This window comes from Pseudomonas sp. RIT357, assembly GCF_000632245.1.
Taxonomy (GTDB): domain Bacteria; phylum Pseudomonadota; class Gammaproteobacteria; order Pseudomonadales; family Pseudomonadaceae; genus Aquipseudomonas; species Aquipseudomonas sivasensis.
Genome location: NZ_JFYX01000047.1, coordinates 183292 through 199960 on the forward strand (window position 1 = coordinate 183292; position 16669 = coordinate 199960).

18 protein-coding genes and 1 tRNA gene are annotated in these 16669 nt (G+C 57.9%); 16 read left to right on the forward strand and 3 right to left on the reverse strand.

The genetic code is table 11. From position 1 onward, the window contains the following. Positions 1–105 precede the first annotated feature (105 nt). The 16 genes from BW43_RS03430 to BW43_RS03355 all read left to right on the forward strand — a co-directional run bounded on the left by BW43_RS03430 (position 106) and on the right by BW43_RS03355 (position 11757). Positions 106–852 carry a YebC/PmpR family DNA-binding transcriptional regulator gene (locus BW43_RS03430; RefSeq protein ID WP_032890912.1) on the forward strand — a complete coding sequence of 249 codons (747 nt, stop codon included), beginning with the start codon at positions 106–108 and terminating at the stop codon, positions 850–852. A 157-nt stretch (positions 853–1009) separates the two neighbouring features. Further along, complete coding sequence (gene ruvC / locus BW43_RS03425) at positions 1010–1534, forward strand: crossover junction endodeoxyribonuclease RuvC (protein WP_032890913.1); 525 nt, start codon at positions 1010–1012, stop codon at positions 1532–1534. Positions 1535–1603: 69 nt separating this feature from the next. Next, positions 1604–2215 carry a Holliday junction branch migration protein RuvA gene (gene ruvA, locus BW43_RS03420; protein WP_003175802.1) on the forward strand — a complete coding sequence of 204 codons (612 nt, stop codon included), beginning with the start codon at positions 1604–1606 and terminating at the stop codon, positions 2213–2215. Beyond that, on the forward strand, positions 2216–3274 hold the full coding sequence (gene ruvB / locus BW43_RS03415) for a Holliday junction branch migration DNA helicase RuvB (protein WP_003175801.1): 1059 nt from the start codon (positions 2216–2218) through the stop codon (positions 3272–3274). Between the two features lie 139 nt (positions 3275–3413). Then, positions 3414–3869 (forward strand): tol-pal system-associated acyl-CoA thioesterase, encoded by a 456-nt coding sequence (gene ybgC, locus BW43_RS03410; protein ID WP_032890914.1) that lies wholly within the window; start codon positions 3414–3416, stop codon positions 3867–3869. Position 3870: 1 nt separating this feature from the next. Further along, positions 3871–4566, forward strand: a complete 696-nt coding sequence (gene tolQ, locus BW43_RS03405; RefSeq protein ID WP_032890916.1) for a protein TolQ — start codon at positions 3871–3873, stop codon at positions 4564–4566. 23 nt (positions 4567–4589) lie between these two features. After that, a complete protein-coding gene (gene tolR / locus BW43_RS03400; protein ID WP_160384999.1) occupies positions 4590–5042 on the forward strand; it encodes a protein TolR in 453 nt (150 codons plus the stop codon). Beyond that, positions 5042–6115 carry a cell envelope integrity protein TolA gene (gene tolA / locus BW43_RS03395; protein ID WP_032890917.1) on the forward strand — a complete coding sequence of 358 codons (1074 nt, stop codon included), beginning with the start codon at positions 5042–5044 and terminating at the stop codon, positions 6113–6115. Before tolR ends, tolA begins: the two co-directional genes overlap by 1 nt. Before the next feature lie 17 nt (positions 6116–6132). Then, positions 6133–7413: a Tol-Pal system beta propeller repeat protein TolB gene (gene tolB / locus BW43_RS03390; RefSeq protein WP_032890919.1), complete on the forward strand. Its 1281-nt coding sequence runs from the start codon at positions 6133–6135 to the stop codon at positions 7411–7413. 55 nt (positions 7414–7468) lie between these two features. Beyond that, on the forward strand, positions 7469–7969 hold the full coding sequence (gene pal / locus BW43_RS03385; protein WP_003209827.1) for a peptidoglycan-associated lipoprotein Pal: 501 nt from the start codon (positions 7469–7471) through the stop codon (positions 7967–7969). Positions 7970–7975: 6 nt separating this feature from the next. After that, the gene (gene ybgF / locus BW43_RS03380) at positions 7976–8812 is read left to right on the forward strand and encodes a tol-pal system protein YbgF (protein WP_032890921.1); all 837 of its coding nucleotides are present in this window, start codon (positions 7976–7978) and stop codon (positions 8810–8812) included. Between the two features lie 164 nt (positions 8813–8976). Further along, positions 8977–9624, forward strand: coding sequence for a 7-carboxy-7-deazaguanine synthase QueE (gene queE / locus BW43_RS03375; protein WP_032890923.1), 648 nt, complete (start codon positions 8977–8979; stop codon positions 9622–9624). Between the two features lies 1 nt (position 9625). Then, entirely contained in the window at positions 9626–10303 is a 678-nt protein-coding gene (queC, locus tag BW43_RS03370) for a 7-cyano-7-deazaguanine synthase QueC (protein ID WP_032890925.1), read from the forward strand. A 63-nt stretch (positions 10304–10366) separates the two neighbouring features. After that, positions 10367–10442: transfer RNA gene (locus tag BW43_RS03365), tRNA-Lys, on the forward strand. Positions 10443–10632: 190 nt separating this feature from the next. Then, the gene (locus tag BW43_RS03360; RefSeq protein ID WP_032890927.1) at positions 10633–11211 is read left to right on the forward strand and encodes an NAD(P)H-dependent oxidoreductase; all 579 of its coding nucleotides are present in this window, start codon (positions 10633–10635) and stop codon (positions 11209–11211) included. 162 nt (positions 11212–11373) lie between these two features. Beyond that, complete coding sequence (locus BW43_RS03355; protein ID WP_032890929.1) at positions 11374–11757, forward strand: MerR family transcriptional regulator; 384 nt, start codon at positions 11374–11376, stop codon at positions 11755–11757. A gap of 102 nt (positions 11758–11859) precedes the next feature. Here the strand turns inward: BW43_RS03355 and BW43_RS03350 are convergent, their stop codons facing one another. From BW43_RS03350 to BW43_RS03340, 3 genes are read right to left on the reverse strand one after another with little or no spacing between them, the layout of a single operon-like run. Beyond that, positions 11860–14469, reverse strand: coding sequence for an RND family transporter (locus BW43_RS03350; protein WP_032890931.1), 2610 nt, complete (start codon positions 14467–14469; stop codon positions 11860–11862). Between the two features lie 35 nt (positions 14470–14504). Next, positions 14505–15335 carry an outer membrane lipoprotein-sorting protein gene (locus BW43_RS03345; RefSeq protein ID WP_032890933.1) on the reverse strand — a complete coding sequence of 277 codons (831 nt, stop codon included), beginning with the start codon at positions 15333–15335 and terminating at the stop codon, positions 14505–14507. 50 nt (positions 15336–15385) lie between these two features. After that, positions 15386–16669 (reverse strand): DUF1302 family protein, encoded by a 1284-nt coding sequence (locus BW43_RS03340; protein ID WP_032890935.1) that lies wholly within the window; start codon positions 16667–16669, stop codon positions 15386–15388.

The following is a 16669-nucleotide window of genomic DNA, read 5'->3' on the forward strand; positions in this document are numbered from 1 at the left end:
ACGCAGTCAAAAAGGCGCATCTTCGGATGCGCCTTTGCGTTAAAGAGCTGTATCCCGCCTGGGGCGGGGTTGATCAAGGTTTCTAGAGAATTTCGGAGTTGTGTTATGGCTGGCCATTCCAAGTGGGCGAACATCAAGCACCGCAAAGAGCGTCAGGATGCCAAGAAAGGCAAGATTTTCACCAAGTGGATTCGCGAGCTGACCGTCGCTGCCCGTCAAGGCGGTGGTGATCCGGGCTCCAACCCGCGTCTGCGCCTGGCACTGGACAAAGCGCTCGGCGCCAACATGAGCCGCGACATTATCGACCGCGCTGTGGCCCGTGGTGCCGGCGCTGCCGATACCGACGACATGGTTGAGCTGACCTACGAAGGCTATGGCCCAGGCGGCGTGGCGGTGATGGTCGAGTGCATGACCGATAACCGCAACCGCACAGCCGCCGCTGTGCGTCACGCGTTCAGCAAGTGTGGCGGCAACCTCGGGACTGACGGTTCGGTGGCCTATCTGTTCGAGCGCAAGGGCCAGATTTCCTTTGCGCCTGGCACGGATGAAGATGCGCTGATGGAAGCCGCGATGGAAGCGGATGCCGACGACGTGGTGACCAACGAAGACGGTTCCATCGATGTATTCACCTCGTTTGCCAGCTTCTATGCCGTGCGCAACGCCCTAGAAGCTGCTGGTTTCAAAGGCACCGACGCGGAAATCGTGATGCTGCCGACCACCAGCGCCGAGTTGGACTTGGATGGCGCGCAGAAGGTGCTGAAGCTGCTGGATATGCTGGAAGACCTGGATGATGTGCAAAACGTGTATTCCAACGCCGATATTCCGGAATCCGTGGCCGAACAGCTAGGCTGAGGAATGACGTAGATCCAAATGTGGGAGGGGGCTTGCTCCCGATGGCGGTCGTCCAGTTAGACATAAGCTGACTGACACACTGCTATCGGGAGCAAGCCCCCTCCCACATTGGAACTACGGTGTATCAAAAAATGTGTTTATCCAACCTGCAGGCGTTATGACTTTAATCCTAGGTATCGACCCCGGTTCGCGCATCACCGGCTTTGGTGTGGTGCAACACACCCCGCGCGGCTGCGTCTATGTCGCCTCGGGCTGCATCCGCACCGGCGCGGGCGAGTTAGCCGAGCGCCTGCAGATTGTTTATCGCGGCGTGCGCGAAGTGATCCAGACCTACGGGCCGGTGACCATGGGCATCGAAAAGGTGTTCATGGCAAAAAACGCTGACTCGGCGTTGAAGCTCGGCCAGGCCCGTGGCGCTGCCATCGTCGCCGGCGCCGAAGAGAGCCTGGAAATCGCGGAATACACTGCTACTCAGGTCAAGCAGGCCGTGGTCGGCACCGGCGCCGCTAATAAAGAGCAGGTTCAGATGATGGTCATGCACATGCTCAAGCTCACCTCAAAACCGCAGATTGATGCCTCTGACGCCCTGGCTATTGCCATTTGCCATGCACACACCCGTTCCAGCCTGCTGCCCCACGGGTTGGGCACAGCACGCAGTCGTGGCGGGCGGCTGCGTCTCTGATAGCATCAGCGCAATCGAAATTTGCGGTCAGGCCTCGATCTGACCCCCCACGCTTTAAGGATTTGAACCGTGATTGGACGCTTGCGCGGCACCCTGGCTGAGAAACAGCCGCCGCACCTGATTCTGGATGTAAACGGGTTGGGGTATGAGCTCGAAGTGCCCATGACCACACTCTATCGCCTACCGTCGGTCGGTGAGCCGATAACGCTGCACACCCATTTGGTGGTGCGCGAAGACGCGCAACTACTCTATGGTTTCATCGGCAAGCGTGACCGAGACTTTTTTCGCGAACTGATTCGCCTCAATGGCGTAGGGCCGAAACTGGCGCTGGCCTTGATGTCGAGCCTGGAAGTAGACGAGTTGGTGCGTGCCGTTTCGGCCCAGGACACCTCGGCTTTGACCAAGGTACCGGGTGTGGGCAAGAAAACCGCCGAGCGCCTGTTGGTCGAGCTCAAAGACCGCTTCAAGGCCTGGGAGGTTGTGCCGAGCATGTTCGCCCTGGTGCCGAACCAGCCGGATATGCCGGCGGGCCAAGTAGCGAGCGCCGAAAGCGATGCGGTCAGCGCGCTTATCTCTCTGGGCTATAAGCCGCAGGAGGCAAGCAAGGCGGTGTCGGCGATTAAAGACAAGAACCTGAGCAGCGAAGACATGATCCGCCGAGCCCTGAAGGGAATGATTTAAGTGATTGAAGCTGATCGTCTGATTGCGGCCACTGGCCCGCGCGACCGTGAAGAAGTTCAGGACCGGGCCATCCGCCCCCTGAGCCTGGCCGACTACATCGGCCAGCCCACCGTGCGTGAGCAAATGGAGTTGTTTATCCAGGCCGCGCGCGGGCGCAGTGAATCCCTGGATCACACATTGATTTTCGGTCCACCGGGGCTGGGTAAAACCACCCTGGCCAATATCATTGCGCAGGAAATGGGGGTGTCGATCAAATCCACCTCCGGCCCGGTGTTGGAGCGTCCGGGTGATCTTGCGGCGCTGCTCACCAACCTTGAACCTCACGACGTACTGTTTATCGACGAGATTCACCGGTTGTCGCCCATCGTTGAGGAAGTGCTGTACCCGGCGATGGAGGACTTTCAGCTCGACATCATGATCGGCGAAGGTCCGGCGGCGCGCTCGATCAAGCTCGACCTGCCACCGTTCACCCTGGTGGGGGCGACGACTCGTGCGGGCATGCTCACCAACCCATTGCGAGACCGTTTCGGCATTGTTCAACGTCTTGAGTTCTATAGCACGGCGGATCTGGCGACCATCGTCAGCCGTTCGGCGAGCATACTTGGCTTGCCGCTGGACCCGGAAGGCGCGTTTGAGATTGCGCGTCGTGCACGTGGCACGCCACGGATCGCCAACCGATTGCTGCGTCGTGTGCGCGATTTTGCTGAAGTGCGGGCCAAGGGGCATATCACCAAGGCAGTGGCTGACTTGGCGCTGAACTTGCTGGACGTGGACGAGCATGGTTTCGATCACCAGGATCGACGTCTACTCTTGACCATGATCGAGAAATTCGACGGCGGCCCGGTGGGCGTTGACAGCCTGGCTGCGGCCATCAGTGAAGAGCGGCACACCATTGAGGATGTTCTTGAGCCGTACCTGATCCAGCAGGGCTACATCATGCGTACGCCAAGGGGGCGGGTGGTGACGCGTCACGCTTATCTGCACTTTGGGTTAAACATTCCGTCACGATTGGGTGAGATGCCCGTGGTAGACGAATTCCTCGATGCAGTGGACGATTAAAAGCTTCATGGGAGTCGATTTATTCGATGTTTGTGCTGTCCCAGTGTCTGGCGTCGTCATTCAGTCACTGCAAATGTTTCAAAGAATGAAAAAACAGTTGCCCAGCCGGATTGGCAACCTCAGGAGTAAGCACTAGAGTATGCGCGCGCAAAACGGGGATCAGTCGTTCGCACATCGCTGTCGCGTTTATTACGAGGACACCGATGCCGGCGGCATCGTTTATTACGTCAATTACCTCAAGTTCATGGAGCGGGCTCGAACCGAGCGGCTACGGGAGCTGGGCTTTGCCCAATCCCAGCTGGCAGGGGAGGACCTGTTATTCGTCGTGCACTCCAGCGAGGCGCGTTACCACGCGCCGGCGCGACTGGACGACGAGCTTCTGGTTAGCGCTGAAGTAATCGAATTGAACCGTGCCAGCCTGCGTTTCAAGCAGCAGGTCAGGCGGGCAACGGATGCAACGCTGCTCTGTGAGGGGCAGTTCCTGGTGGCGTGTGTACGCACCAACAGTTTGAAACCTCGGGCCATTCCCGAAACTCTACGTGCGGCCTTTGCCGCCGTGAGCGGCGCGGGTAAACAATCAAAGCAGGAGATTTAGCGTGGAACCTACCGTCGTCGACCATTCCTCCATGTGGAGCCTGGTCAGCAATGCCAGTGTTGTGGTTCAACTGGTGATGCTGATCCTGGTAGCCGCATCGGTTACCTCTTGGGTCATGATTTTTCAGCGCAGCAACCTGCTGCGTGCCGGTCGACGTGCCCTGGAGAGCTTTGAAGAGCGCTTCTGGTCGGGTATCGACCTGTCCAAGCTCTACCGCCAGGCCGGCAGCAACCCGGACCCGGATTCGGGTGTGGAGCAAATCTTCCGTGCCGGCTTCAAGGAATTCTCGCGTCTGCGTCAGCAGCCGGGTGTTGATCCGGAAGCAGTGATGGAAGGTGTGGCTCGTGCCATGCGCGTCGCCATCTCCCGTGAAGAAGAGAAGCTGGAGCAGAGCCTGCCGTTTCTCGCCACCGTTGGTTCCGTCAGCCCGTACATCGGCCTGTTCGGTACCGTGTGGGGGATCATGAACTCCTTCCGAGGCCTGGCCCAGGCCCAGCAAGCTACCCTGGCCACAGTGGCCCCAGGTATCGCCGAAGCTCTGATCGCTACCGCGATCGGCCTGTTCGCCGCTATCCCCGCTGTTATCGCCTACAACCGTTTTGCCGCGCGCGGCGAGAACCTGATTGGCCGTTACTACACCTTCGCCGATGAATTCCAGGCGATCCTGCACCGTAAAGTGCACACCAGCGAAGAATAAGCAGGTACTCCCCGATGGCTTTAATCACTCGAGCTCGAACCAAGCGCAAGCCGGTCGCCGAGATGAACGTAGTGCCTTACATCGACGTGATGCTGGTGCTGCTGGTGATCTTCATGGTGACCGCGCCGATGCTCAACCAGGGTGTGAAGGTTGATCTGCCCAAGGTTTCCAGCGAAGCCTTGCCTCAGGACAACAATACCCAGGTCTTGACCATCTCGATCAAGGCTGACAAGACCTATTACTGGAACCTTGGCAGCGAAGTCGACACCCAGAAGCAGCAGGACAAGGCTCTGACCCTGCCGGCGATGACTGATGCTGTGACCAAGATCATTCGCTCCGGCAACGAAGGCGGCAAGCACACCCAGGTCTTCATTCGCGGCGACAAGTCGGTCGACTACGGCTCCGTCATGGGCGCCATGGGTGGGCTGCAGAAGGCCGGCGTCGGTAACGTTGGCTTGATTACCGAGGCGCCCTGATGCAGCAACAGCGAGAGCCGTCCGCCTCGGAAAGCTACTTCTGGCCTAGCGTCTGGGCAATTGCCCTGCACGTCCTGGTGTTTGGCATGTTGTTCGTCAGCTTTGCCATGACCCCGGACTTGCCGCCAGCCAAGCCGATCGTGCAGGCGACCCTGTATCAGCTGAAATCGAAAAGTCAGGCCACCACCCAGACCAATCAGAAGATTGCGGGTGAGGCCCAGAAGTCGGCTGCGCGCCAGACTGAAGTCGAACAGATGGAACAGAAGAAGGTCGAGCAGGAAGCGGTGAAGGCTGCTGCGGAACAAAAGAAAGAAGAGGCGGCTCAAAAGGCCGAGGAATCGAAAAAGGCTGACGAAGCGAAGAAGGCCGACGAGGCGAAAAAGGCTGATGAAGCCAAGAAGTCCGAGAAAGCTGCCGAAGCTAAAAAGGCTGAAGAGAAACAATTGGCTGATATAGCCAAGAAGAAATCTGAAGAAGAAGCGAAAAAAGCTGCCGAAGAAGAGGCCAAGAAAAAGGCCGCTGAAGAGGCCAAGAAAAAGATAGTCGAAGACGCGAAGAAGAAAGCCGCCGAAGACGCCAAGAAAAAAGCTGAAGCAGACGAGGCGAAGAAGAAGATCGCCGACGACGCGAAGAAGAAAGCTGCCGCCGACGCCACCAAGAAAAAGGCCCAGGAAGCAGCGCGTAAATCCGCCGAAGAGAAAAAGGCCCAGGCCTTGGCAGATTTGCTCTCCGACACGCCGCAGCGTCAGCAAGCCTTGGCCGATGAGCGTGGTGATGAAGTCGCGGGCAGTTTCGACGACCTGATTCGGGCACGGGCAGCAGAAGGCTGGACACGTCCACCTTCGGCGCGCAAAGGCATGACAGTAGTGCTGCAGATCGGCATGTTGCCGGACGGTACGGTGACTTCGGTCAGCGTGGCCAAGTCCAGTGGTGATGGTTCGTTCGACAGTTCGGCGGTTGCCGCAGTCAAGAACATTGGCCGGTTGACCGAGATGCAGGGAATGAAACCAAGCGACTTCGCTCCCTATCGTTCATTCAAGATGACATTCACACCTGAGGATCTAGCCTTGTGAGAAACCTTCTTCGAGGAATGCTTGTCGTTATTTGCTGTATGGCAGGGATAGCGGCGGCGGATGAAAAGAACATCCTGGTAACCAGCGGTAGCGACCGGGCCACCCCGATCGCTGTTGTACCGTTCGGTTGGCAGGGCGGCAGTGTGCTGCCGGACGACATGGCCCAGATCGTCAGCGACGACCTGCGCAACTCCGGTTACTACGCGCCGATTCCGAAAGGCAACATGATCAGCCAGCCGAACCAGGCCAGCGAAGTCGTGTTCCGTGACTGGAAAGCCGTTGGCGCCCAGTACCTGATGGTCGGCAACATCGTGCCGGCCGGCGGTCGCCTGCAAATCCAATACACCTTGTTCAACGTGGCCACCGAGCAACAGGTCCTGACCGGCAGCGTTTCGGGCACCACCGAACAACTGCGGGACATGGCCCACTACATCTCGGACCAGTCGTTTGAAAAACTCACCGGTATCAAAGGGGCGTTCTCGACACGCCTGCTTTACGTAACGGCTGAGCGTTTCTCTGTAGATAACACTCGCTACACTCTGCAGCGCTCGGACTACGACGGCGCACGTGCCGTAACGTTGCTGCAATCGCGTGAGCCTATCCTGTCGCCGCGCTTTGCGCCGGACGGCAAGCGCATTGCCTACGTGTCGTTCGAACAGAAGCGTCCGCGCATTTTCGTCCAGCACATCGATACTGGTCGTCGTGAGCAGATCACCAACTTCGAAGGCCTCAACGGCGCGCCAGCCTGGTCGCCGGATGGTTCGCGCCTGGCATTCGTGCTGTCTAAAGACGGCAACCCGGATATCTACGTGATGAACATGGCTTCGCGCCAGATCAATCGTGTTACCAGTGGCCCGGGTATCAATACTGAACCGTTCTGGGGCAAGGATGGTTCGACCATCTATTTCACCTCTGACCGGGGCGGCAAGCCACAAATCTATAAATCGAGCATTAGTGGTGGCGGCGCGGAACGAGTGACCTTTATTGGTAACTACAACGCTAACCCTAAGCTTTCGGCTGACGAAAAGACGTTGGTGATGATTCACCGTCAGGATGGCTTCACTAATTTCCGGGTTGCGGCCCAGGATTTGCAGCGTGGAACCGTAAAAATCCTCACAGATACCAACCTTGATGAGTCAGCTACTGTTGCGCCCAACGGCACCATGGTAATCTACGCCACCCGCCAGCAGGGCCGGGGAGTCTTGATGCTCGTGTCCATTAATGGACGCGTGAGGCTCCCGCTTCCTACCGCTCAAGGCGAAGTCAGAGAACCGTCCTGGTCCCCTTACCTGAACTGACGCGGCGCTACAAAAAGAAGTACTTAACACACTGGGGTTCATTAGGAGTTTCACGATGGAAATGCTGAAGTTTGGTAAGTTTGCTGCTCTGGCTCTGGCTCTGTCCGTAGCCGTTGGTTGCTCGTCTAAAGGCGGCGACAATGCCGGTGAAGGCGCAGCTGTTGATCCAAACGCTGGTTACGGCGCTAACACTGGTGCAGTTGACGGCTCCCTGAGCGAAGAAGCTGCTCTGCGCGCTATCACCACTTTCTACTTCGAATACGACAGTTCGGACCTGAAACCAGAAGCCATGCGCGCTCTGGACGTTCACGCGAAGGACCTGAAAGCTAACGGCGCTCGCGTTGTTCTGGAAGGTAACACCGACGAACGTGGTACTCGTGAGTACAACATGGCACTGGGCGAGCGTCGTGCGAAAGCCGTTCAGCGCTACCTGGTACTGCAAGGTGTTGCTCCAGGCCAACTGGAACTGGTTTCCTACGGTAAAGAGCGTCCAGTTGCTACTGGCCACGACGAGCAGTCCTGGGCTCAAAACCGTCGCGTCGAACTGCGTAAGTAATTCGTCATGCGAACGTGCCGTCGTGCTCTAACTGTATTGGCTCTCAGCTTCGCACCGCTTGCGGTGTGGGCTGCGGTTCCTGTGGAAGATAGCAACTCTGGCTATAACAATAGCGGGAGCAGCTATCCGCCAGCAGGTTATGGCACGAACGGCGCCTATGCTGGGGGGGCGGCTACGTCCGCCCCTTCGGCACAGGGCGAACTGTTCAACCAGCTGCAACGCATGCAGGATCAATTGGCGCAGCAACAAGGCACCATTGAAGTTCTGCAGAATGAAGTGCGTCAGCTGAAGCAAGAAGGCCTGGAGCGTTACCAGGATCTTGATCGACGCATAGGAGCCGGCGTTACACCTGCCGCTACTCCTGATAATTCTTCTGCCGGTGGCGCGCCAAGCGCCGCTGCCGGTGGTGCAGCAGTAGGGGCCGCGGCCGCGAGCCAAGCCCCTGCCGCCAGCAGTGAACCGGGTGATCCTGCGAAGGAAAAGCTGTATTACGATGCAGCCTTCGACCTGATCAAAGCCAAGGATTTCGATAAGGCCAGCCAGGCGTTTACCGCATTCCTGCGCAAATACCCAAACAGCCAGTACGCGGGCAACGCCCAGTACTGGTTGGGCGAGGTGAACCTGGCAAAGGGTGATTTGCAGGGGGCGGGCCAGGCATTTGCCAAGGTCAGCCAGCTGTACCCCAAGCACGCCAAGGTGCCGGATTCGCTGTACAAACTCGCTGACGTAGAGCGCCGCCTGGGTCATACCGACAAGGTCAAAGGCATTCTGCAGCAGGTCGTTGCCCAATATCCGGGCACTTCTGCTGCACAGTTGGCTCAACGGGATCTGCAACGCTTGTAAGCGATGCTGCCCGTTTAGAAGAAACCCGCGCCTGGCGCGGGTTTTTTCGTTAGAATCCACGCCCTTTTATGACACCCGCTTCCTGGGGCCTACGCGTTGGCGGGGTTCCTTGAAGTGCCTGACGGAGGCGGACAGCCTGTTTAGCTGTTACGCCCGTGGCGACTATGCAAGACACATTACGCATCACCGAAGTTTTTTACTCGTTACAGGGTGAAACACGCACCGCCGGCCTGCCCACAGTATTTGTGCGCCTGACCGGCTGCCCGTTACGTTGCCAATACTGTGACAGCGCCTATGCCTTCAGTGGCGGCACCGTTCGAACCCTTGAAGACATTTTGGAGCAGGTTGCCAGCTACCGGCCGCGTTACGTCTGTGTGACAGGCGGCGAGCCCCTGGCTCAGCCCAACGCCATTCCTTTGCTCAAGCAGTTGTGTGATGCCGGTTACGAAGTCTCCCTGGAAACCAGCGGTGCTTTGGATATCTCCGCGGTAGACCCGCGTGTGAGCCGAGTGCTAGACCTCAAAACCCCAGGCTCCAAGGAAGCGCACCGCAACCTTTACGAGAACATCGAACTGCTGACGCCCAACGATCAGGTCAAGTTTGTCATCTGTTCTCGTGAGGATTACGACTGGGCCAACTCCAAGTTGATCCAGTACGGCCTCGAACGCCGTGCCGGTGAAGTGCTGTTCTCCCCCAGCCACCATGACCTGAACGCACGCGATCTGGCCGACTGGGTGGTTGCCGATAACTTGCCCGTACGCCTGCAATTGCAGCTGCATAAATACCTGTGGAACGACGAGCCGGGGCGCTGAGATGACTGATCAAAAGCGCGCAGTCATTCTGCTATCCGGTGGTCTCGACTCCGCCACATTGGTGGCCATGGTGCGAGCGCAAGGCTATAGCTGTTACACCATGAGCTTCGATTATGGCCAACGTCACCGCGCCGAGTTGAACGCGGCTGCGCGTGTCGCCCGCGACCTCGGTGTGATCGAGCACAAGGTGGTTGGCCTGAATCTAGGCGGCATGGGTGGTTCGGCGTTGACCGACAACACCATCGACCTGCCAGAAGCACCCTCGGAAGGCATCCCGGTCACTTACGTACCGGCACGCAACACAGTGTTCCTGTCCCTGGCCCTTGGCTGGGCCGAAGTGCTTAACGCCCGCGACATCTTTATCGGCGTCAATGCGCTGGATTATTCCGGTTACCCGGACTGCCGTCCGGAGTTCGTCGAATCTTTTGAGCGCATGGCCAACCTGGCCACCAAGGCCGGTGTAGAGGGGCAGGGGTTTCGTATCCAGGCGCCGCTGCAAAACATGAGCAAGGCCGATATCGTGAAGGCAGGCGTAGGACTTGGCGTCGATTACGCGCTGACTGTTTCCTGCTATCAGGCAGACGAAGGCGGTAGTGCCTGTGGGAAATGTGACAGCTGCCGGCTGCGTGCAGAGGGCTTCAAAATGGCCGGAATTACGGACCCAACGCGTTATTTCTGATTTATTTCAAATAAGGTGTTGAATAATCCTTAGAAATCAGTATTATACGCGCCACCACACAGCGGGTCGTTAGCTCAGTTGGTAGAGCAGTTGGCTTTTAACCAATTGGTCGTAGGTTCGAATCCCACACGACCCACCATTTTTGGCGGTTTAGAAAATCCGGAAGGCCCACGTAAGTGAGGATTTCCGGGTTTTTTTTTGCCTGCGATTTGGAGCTTACCTGCCGGTGCGCAATGCACCCGGCTATACCAGCATTTGGCAAACCTCCCTGTTGACTCTCCCGTTACGGGCACACCCTATTCTGAACGCTCAACTTTCAGGATGAAGTGATGATGAGTAAGCGAGTTCTGGTGATTTTGGGGCATCCCTCAACCGACAGTTTCTGTGGAGCACTGACCGACACTTATGTGGAGGCGGCTACACGTGCGGGGCATGAGGTGCGTCTGTTACGGCTGGATGCGCTGCGCTTCGATCCCGTGCTGCACGATGGCTACAAGCAGGTTCAGCTCTTGGAGCCTGATCTGCTCAAGGCGCAGGCCGATATCACATGGGCTGAGCACCTGGCGTTTGTGTATCCCATCTGGTGGGGAGGGATTCCGGCCTTGATGAAAGGCTTTTTCGATCGGATATTCCTTCCCGGTTTCGCCTTCAAGTACCGCGAAGGCAAAGCCTTTCCCGACAAGCTCTTGAAGGGGCGCACCGCTCACCTGCTGGTCACGATGGATACCCCGCCGTGGTACTACAAATGGTTCTATCGCATGCCGGGGCTGCACCAGATGCGCAAGACCACGTTGGAGTTCTGCGGCATCAAACCGTTGAAGACCCTCACGTTCGGGCCGATCCTCGGTTCCGGCGATTCCCAGCGGCAAGCCTGGCTCAAGCAAGCTCAGGAGATCGCTGCTCGTTGACACACCGCTTACAGCATCGCCTTGCAACAGGCGATGCCTGCTTCATCTCTGCCACTGCATAGCCTTTTGACACTGTCGGGTTTCAGACGCCGCACACATGTGTGAAGATGCGGCGCGCCAAAGTGCGCACCCCCCGTCTGTGCCATAAAAAAGGACTTTTACATGTATATCGGCAAAGCAGCCCAGCTGTCGGGCACGACAGTCAAGACCATCCGCCACTATGAAGACATTGGTTTGCTGCCACCGCCTGCGCGCGAAGGTAAGTACCGGGTCTATAGCCAGCAAAGCGTTGAACTGCTGACGTTCATCAAATGCGCGCAGCAGCTGGGCTTCAAACTCAAGGAAATGCAGGCGATCCTTCAGGATCACCGCGGCCAGGAGCTGCCGTGGGATTTGGCCAACCAGGCCATTGCGGATAAAAAGCTGGAACTGAAGACTCAGATCGAAGGGTTGCAAAGCATCTACGACGGCCTTGAACAGTTCGAAAGCAGCCTCAAGGACGCCCAGTACCAATGCCAGTTTGAACATCTGTCCAAAACGGCCTGAACGAACGTGCTGCACAATCTCATGAAGCGGTGTGTGCGCTTCGCAAACGCCGGCAATCCGTGGGTGCTCAATGGATATGGCCGGCGTCGTCCTCTTCAGCGTTTATCCCAAAGCGCCCTGGCGTTCTGGGTGTTCGCGTTCATCTCCCCGTTGCTCGGGCACAATGGCTGCGAAGAACCACGGAGATATCAGCGTTACTAACAAAATGGTCATCACACCGCTGGAGAACAGAGCCAGCGCGACCAGCGTGCCCAAGTCAATGACCGGCTTGTAGGCGGAAAACAGCAGGGCCAGGAAACCTACGGAGAAAATCACCACGTTGACCACCGTCGAACGCCCGACACTGTGCATCGCCGTCAAAATCGCCTCGTCCACGTGGATACCTTCCTGGACCAGCAACTTGATACGCGACAGCAGGTGCACCGCGTAATCCACCACGCCCACTACAAGGAACGTTACCAGTGTCGTGCCAATGTTCAGCTCAATGTTCAGCAGGTACATAAAGCCGTACACCGTCACCGAGGTGGTCAGCAGCGTCAGCATGCCCAGAATCCCCAGCCGGACGGATTTCAACCAGAACATCATCATCAGCGTGACCACCAGCAGCGCGAGCGAGAAGCTCAGGACTTGGCCCTGGGTGATCTCCGCCAGGATGCCGGTCCAGATTTTCGGCGTACCGGCATGGGTCACCTGCAGGTTGGCCGGCTTGTTCACCAACAGCCAGGCGTCCAGGCGATCAAGCATGTCTTTGTAGTCGCTGGCCACCGAAGAGGTCATGGTGTAGAGCGTCAAGGCCTTGGAGTAGTCGGCATTGAGCACGTTCTGCAAGTCTGAGCCGCCGCCGTTCTCGAACATCATGATGTGTTGCTCGATCAGCGAGTTTCCGTCGACTTCAAAGGTTTCCGCCTGCCCCTCATCGTTGACTGACGTCACCTGCTCCACGGCCTGCGGTACTCGCAGGTATTCGGGGTTCATGTCATTGAGCACAAGGTTCATGCGCTTGACGTAGGCCGCCACCGAATAGGTATAGCTGACGTTGGGCTGGGACTTGAGAAAGTGGTCGAGTTTGTCGAGGAACTGCACGGTCTCAGTGGTCAGCGCGCCACGCGGAGTCTTGGTATCGAACGCAATCCAGCCAGGGGAAGTGCCCGCGATCCGTGAGCGGTTGATGAACTCATCGGAAACACGCACCGGGCTGTCTTTCTTGAAGTAAGCGATGCCTGAGTCTTCGATATCGACCATGAAGGTAAACACCGTCATCAGCGCCAACATCGGCAAGCTGACCAACAGCACCGGTTTGCGCCAGCGGATCAGGCGGGCACAAAAAGCCACCAGGTAGCGCGAGATAATCGACTCTTTGTGTACGGTTTTACGCAACGGCTGGTCTTTACCCCAGATGGAAATCCACGCCGGAATCAACAGCAGCGAGATGATCAGCGCGGCCGTCAGCCCGATGGACATGAATACCCCGAAATTGCGGATGCTGACGATGTTGTTGGTGGTGGAGATCATGAACGTGGCGATGGTGGTCACGGTGGTCAACACGACCGGGACCACCATGCGGCGCATAGTCTCGCGGTTGGCCTCGCGGTACGTCTTGCCCGCATTGAGTTGCTCATAGTACTCAGCCATCACGTGTATCGCGTCGGCACAGCAGATCGTGAACAAAAATACCGGCAGCACACTGGTAAGCAGGTCGATGGGCACCTTCAACAATGCCATCAGCCCCAGCGTCCAGATCGTGCAGAAGAGGATATTGAACAGCGGCAGGAACACGCCCAAGGGCTTGCGGAAAAAGAACACCAGCATGGAGGTCACGAGCAGGAACACGATCGGAAACAGCAGCGCCAGGTCGTGATCGATGATCTCTTGTTGGGCGGCGATGAAGATCGGGGTTCCGGCGATGAACACTTCATCGGTGAACTGCGGATGTTTGCTCTGGTAGTCAGCGACGATCTGGCGAACCTGTTGGTAAGCCCGCAGTTGCGCCTGAGCATCGTCTTGCTTGGTGCCTAACTCGGCCACCACCACCGCGACTTTTCTGTCAGGGGAAACCACTCCACCGACCATTTGCTCATTGCCCATGATCTGGGCTTCGACGAGTTGCGGGTCCATGTCCAAGGCGTGCAGTGTCTTGTGAATCCACAGTTCGCCGTCAGCGCTCAGGCTGATGTTTTCCAGGTCGGCCATCGAGGCCATTTCCTGGATCGGATTGATCCGTTCTGCCAGGAAGGCTAGAAACTGCTGATCGCGCTCCTCCCAGCCCTGGCTGCGGGCGTGATCGCGCAGGGCCTTGGCTTGGGCGTAATCGTTCTGGCTGAACCCGTCGCCGAGGATATCGCTGGCCAACAGTTGGGCGCGACTGTCGCTTTCGTGTCTGCCGACAATGCGGCGCAACTCGACCTCATCGTCGGCATTGGCCAGCATCAGCCGGCGAAGGGCCTGGGAGATTTCGAACTGGGCGTTAAGCGACTGAGTGTTAAACACACTGTGCGCATTACTCTGGGCCACCATGACCGAGTCATAGGTGCCGGTGAACTCGTGTTGCAGTTCAATAATGGTTTTTCGCGCTGGATGGCTTTCCTTGAGCAAATAGGGATTGGTGTCCGACATCAGCGAGCCGAGGGCATAGGTGAAGTAGGCCGTGATCGCCACCAGCACAAATACAATCGTGCGCGCATAGCGCTCAACGAAGTTCAGGTATCGTTCCATAGTTCAATCGGTTCCACGAAAGGCAGGCGCAGTATTCAGCGAGCGGAGACGGCAAATTCAGGCAGGTCGCCAGTTTTGAGGCCGCGTTTGATCGCGGTCTGGTTGAACAGCCAGTCGTCCAGTTCGACGTTGTACTGCAACTGGTTGAACTTCAGTTGGGAGCGCGTGCCGGCGATGAAGTCTTCGGTTTCGCTGAGGGTGATGCTGTCGATTTGATCGACTGTCTCGACTTTCAGCGTCCGCATCTGCTTGAACATCACGCCTTTGACGTCGAAGAAATCCTGACGCATGACCAGCCTGTTCTGCTTGTCGATCCAGACCTTGAGTTGGTTGTAGCCGGTTTTGGCCAGGATCTGCGCAGACACCGGCGTGCGCTCGATGACGTAGCATTCACGCCCGTTGATGGTCTCTTCGCCTACCAGTGTCTGGCTGTAGTCATCGGCCCGGATCTTGTCCAGATCCGCGTAGGAGTAATCACTGCCCATGAATGCGCCACGCTTGTCGGTGGTCGAGATCCGGCGGGTTTGCCGGCTGACCGGCAGGTACATCCATTGGCTGTCCTCGGCACTCAGGGCTTCGTGGGGGTTTTCGATGTGGAAGGCGACGTTGCGGACATCGTTGGGGGCCGAGAAGTACATGGTGAACTTGTCACTGTCCGGGTAATCCTTTTGCAGGTAGCTGAACTCGCGCACCCGGCTGTTGCCTTGCTTGTCCAGCAGGATCAGCGAAACCTGCGACATGAAGCTCTTGCCGTCATTGCGGTCACGGGCCTGACGAATGATTTCGTCGGCGTTCGGGGCGGCCAGTGCCCCCATGCTGGTGAGCATCAGGAGGCTGGCGGTCAGGACCTTGAGGGGCGGCAACATAGAAATTTCCTTTTCTTGAAGTGGTTTTTTTATTGAGGTCGGAACGGGGCTCAGAACAGATAACCCGCCGACACACGCAGTTGGTCGCGCTGGCTGTATTGGCCAAACGTGCGGTCTTCTTTGCCAAAAAACACATCCACCTCCAGCCCCAGCTTCAGCCAGTCCACGGGGGTGTACGTGAAGATGCCTTGCAGCAAGGCGTCGTCCTTGGCGGGAGGGGACATCGCCAGTACCAGGCGGGACTTGAGGCGGTCACGCAGGTGGGTGCCTTCGGCGGACAGCGTGAACAGCGGCTCGCGTTTGTCCTGCACCATGCCCTGCTGCCAGTCGAGCAATTGCTGCTCCTGCCATTGCACGGAGATCAGCCAGTTGCGCAGCAGGTAGTCCACGCCCAGCAAGGACTTGACCATCGGGCTCTGGCTGCTGCCGTGGTTACGGTACGGATTGGTGACGTGCCAGCGGTCGAAGTAGGCCACCTCACTGCGCACCACGATGCTGTGGCCGGCGTCGATCGCCAGGCCGGCACCGCCCATGCTGTAGCGGGGGAACTGGCGCTCCAGAACCACGCGCTGATCGTCAGCGATACCTTCGACGGCATACACCGGGTCTTGCTGGCGGGCGTTGAGGGCGACAAAGCTGGCGTCCACCGAACCAATCCTGCCGTTGGCGCTCATGCCATAGGAGAACCCCTTTTGCCCGCTGTAGTCCGGCTTTGAACCGACCAGGAACAGGTCCGGGTCCGGTACTGCGAACAACGGAGCGTCGAATTCGCTGCCTTGGGCCGGCGCCTGGTTTTTCAGGAAGTCGGTTATCCACAAGGCTTCTACTTCCCACTCGCCCACGGGTTGGGTCAAACGCACCATTGGCACCGCGATGCGGCTGTCTTCAAGCAAGGCCGTCACGCCTTCGCGGTAATCGATAGGGTTGACCTGGTCCAACACCCGCAACTCATCGGCGCGGCCCCAGACGACTTGCTGCCAACCCACGGTGACCTCACCGTCACCCAGGTAATGGCCCCAATACAGATGCCGCCAGTCGGCACTGAAACGGTAGTCATCCCGTGCCTCCTGGCTATAAGGGTTATGCCCGTCATAGCGCGCGTCGTAGCGTACCCGGCCTTTGGCCTTGTAGTAGCCGCTGTCCCAGTTGTCTTCCAGGTTGGCCTTGAAATACACCGCTTTCTGCGTGACCGGATCATCCCCGTGCAAGCGCAGGGCACTGGCCAATCCCACTTCCGCGTCGGCATGGGTCGGCAGCAGGTCCGCACCCGCCAGGCGTGGCGCCAGCGATATCAGGCCAAGCAACAGGCTGCGTGTGAGCAATGCTGTGTTCAT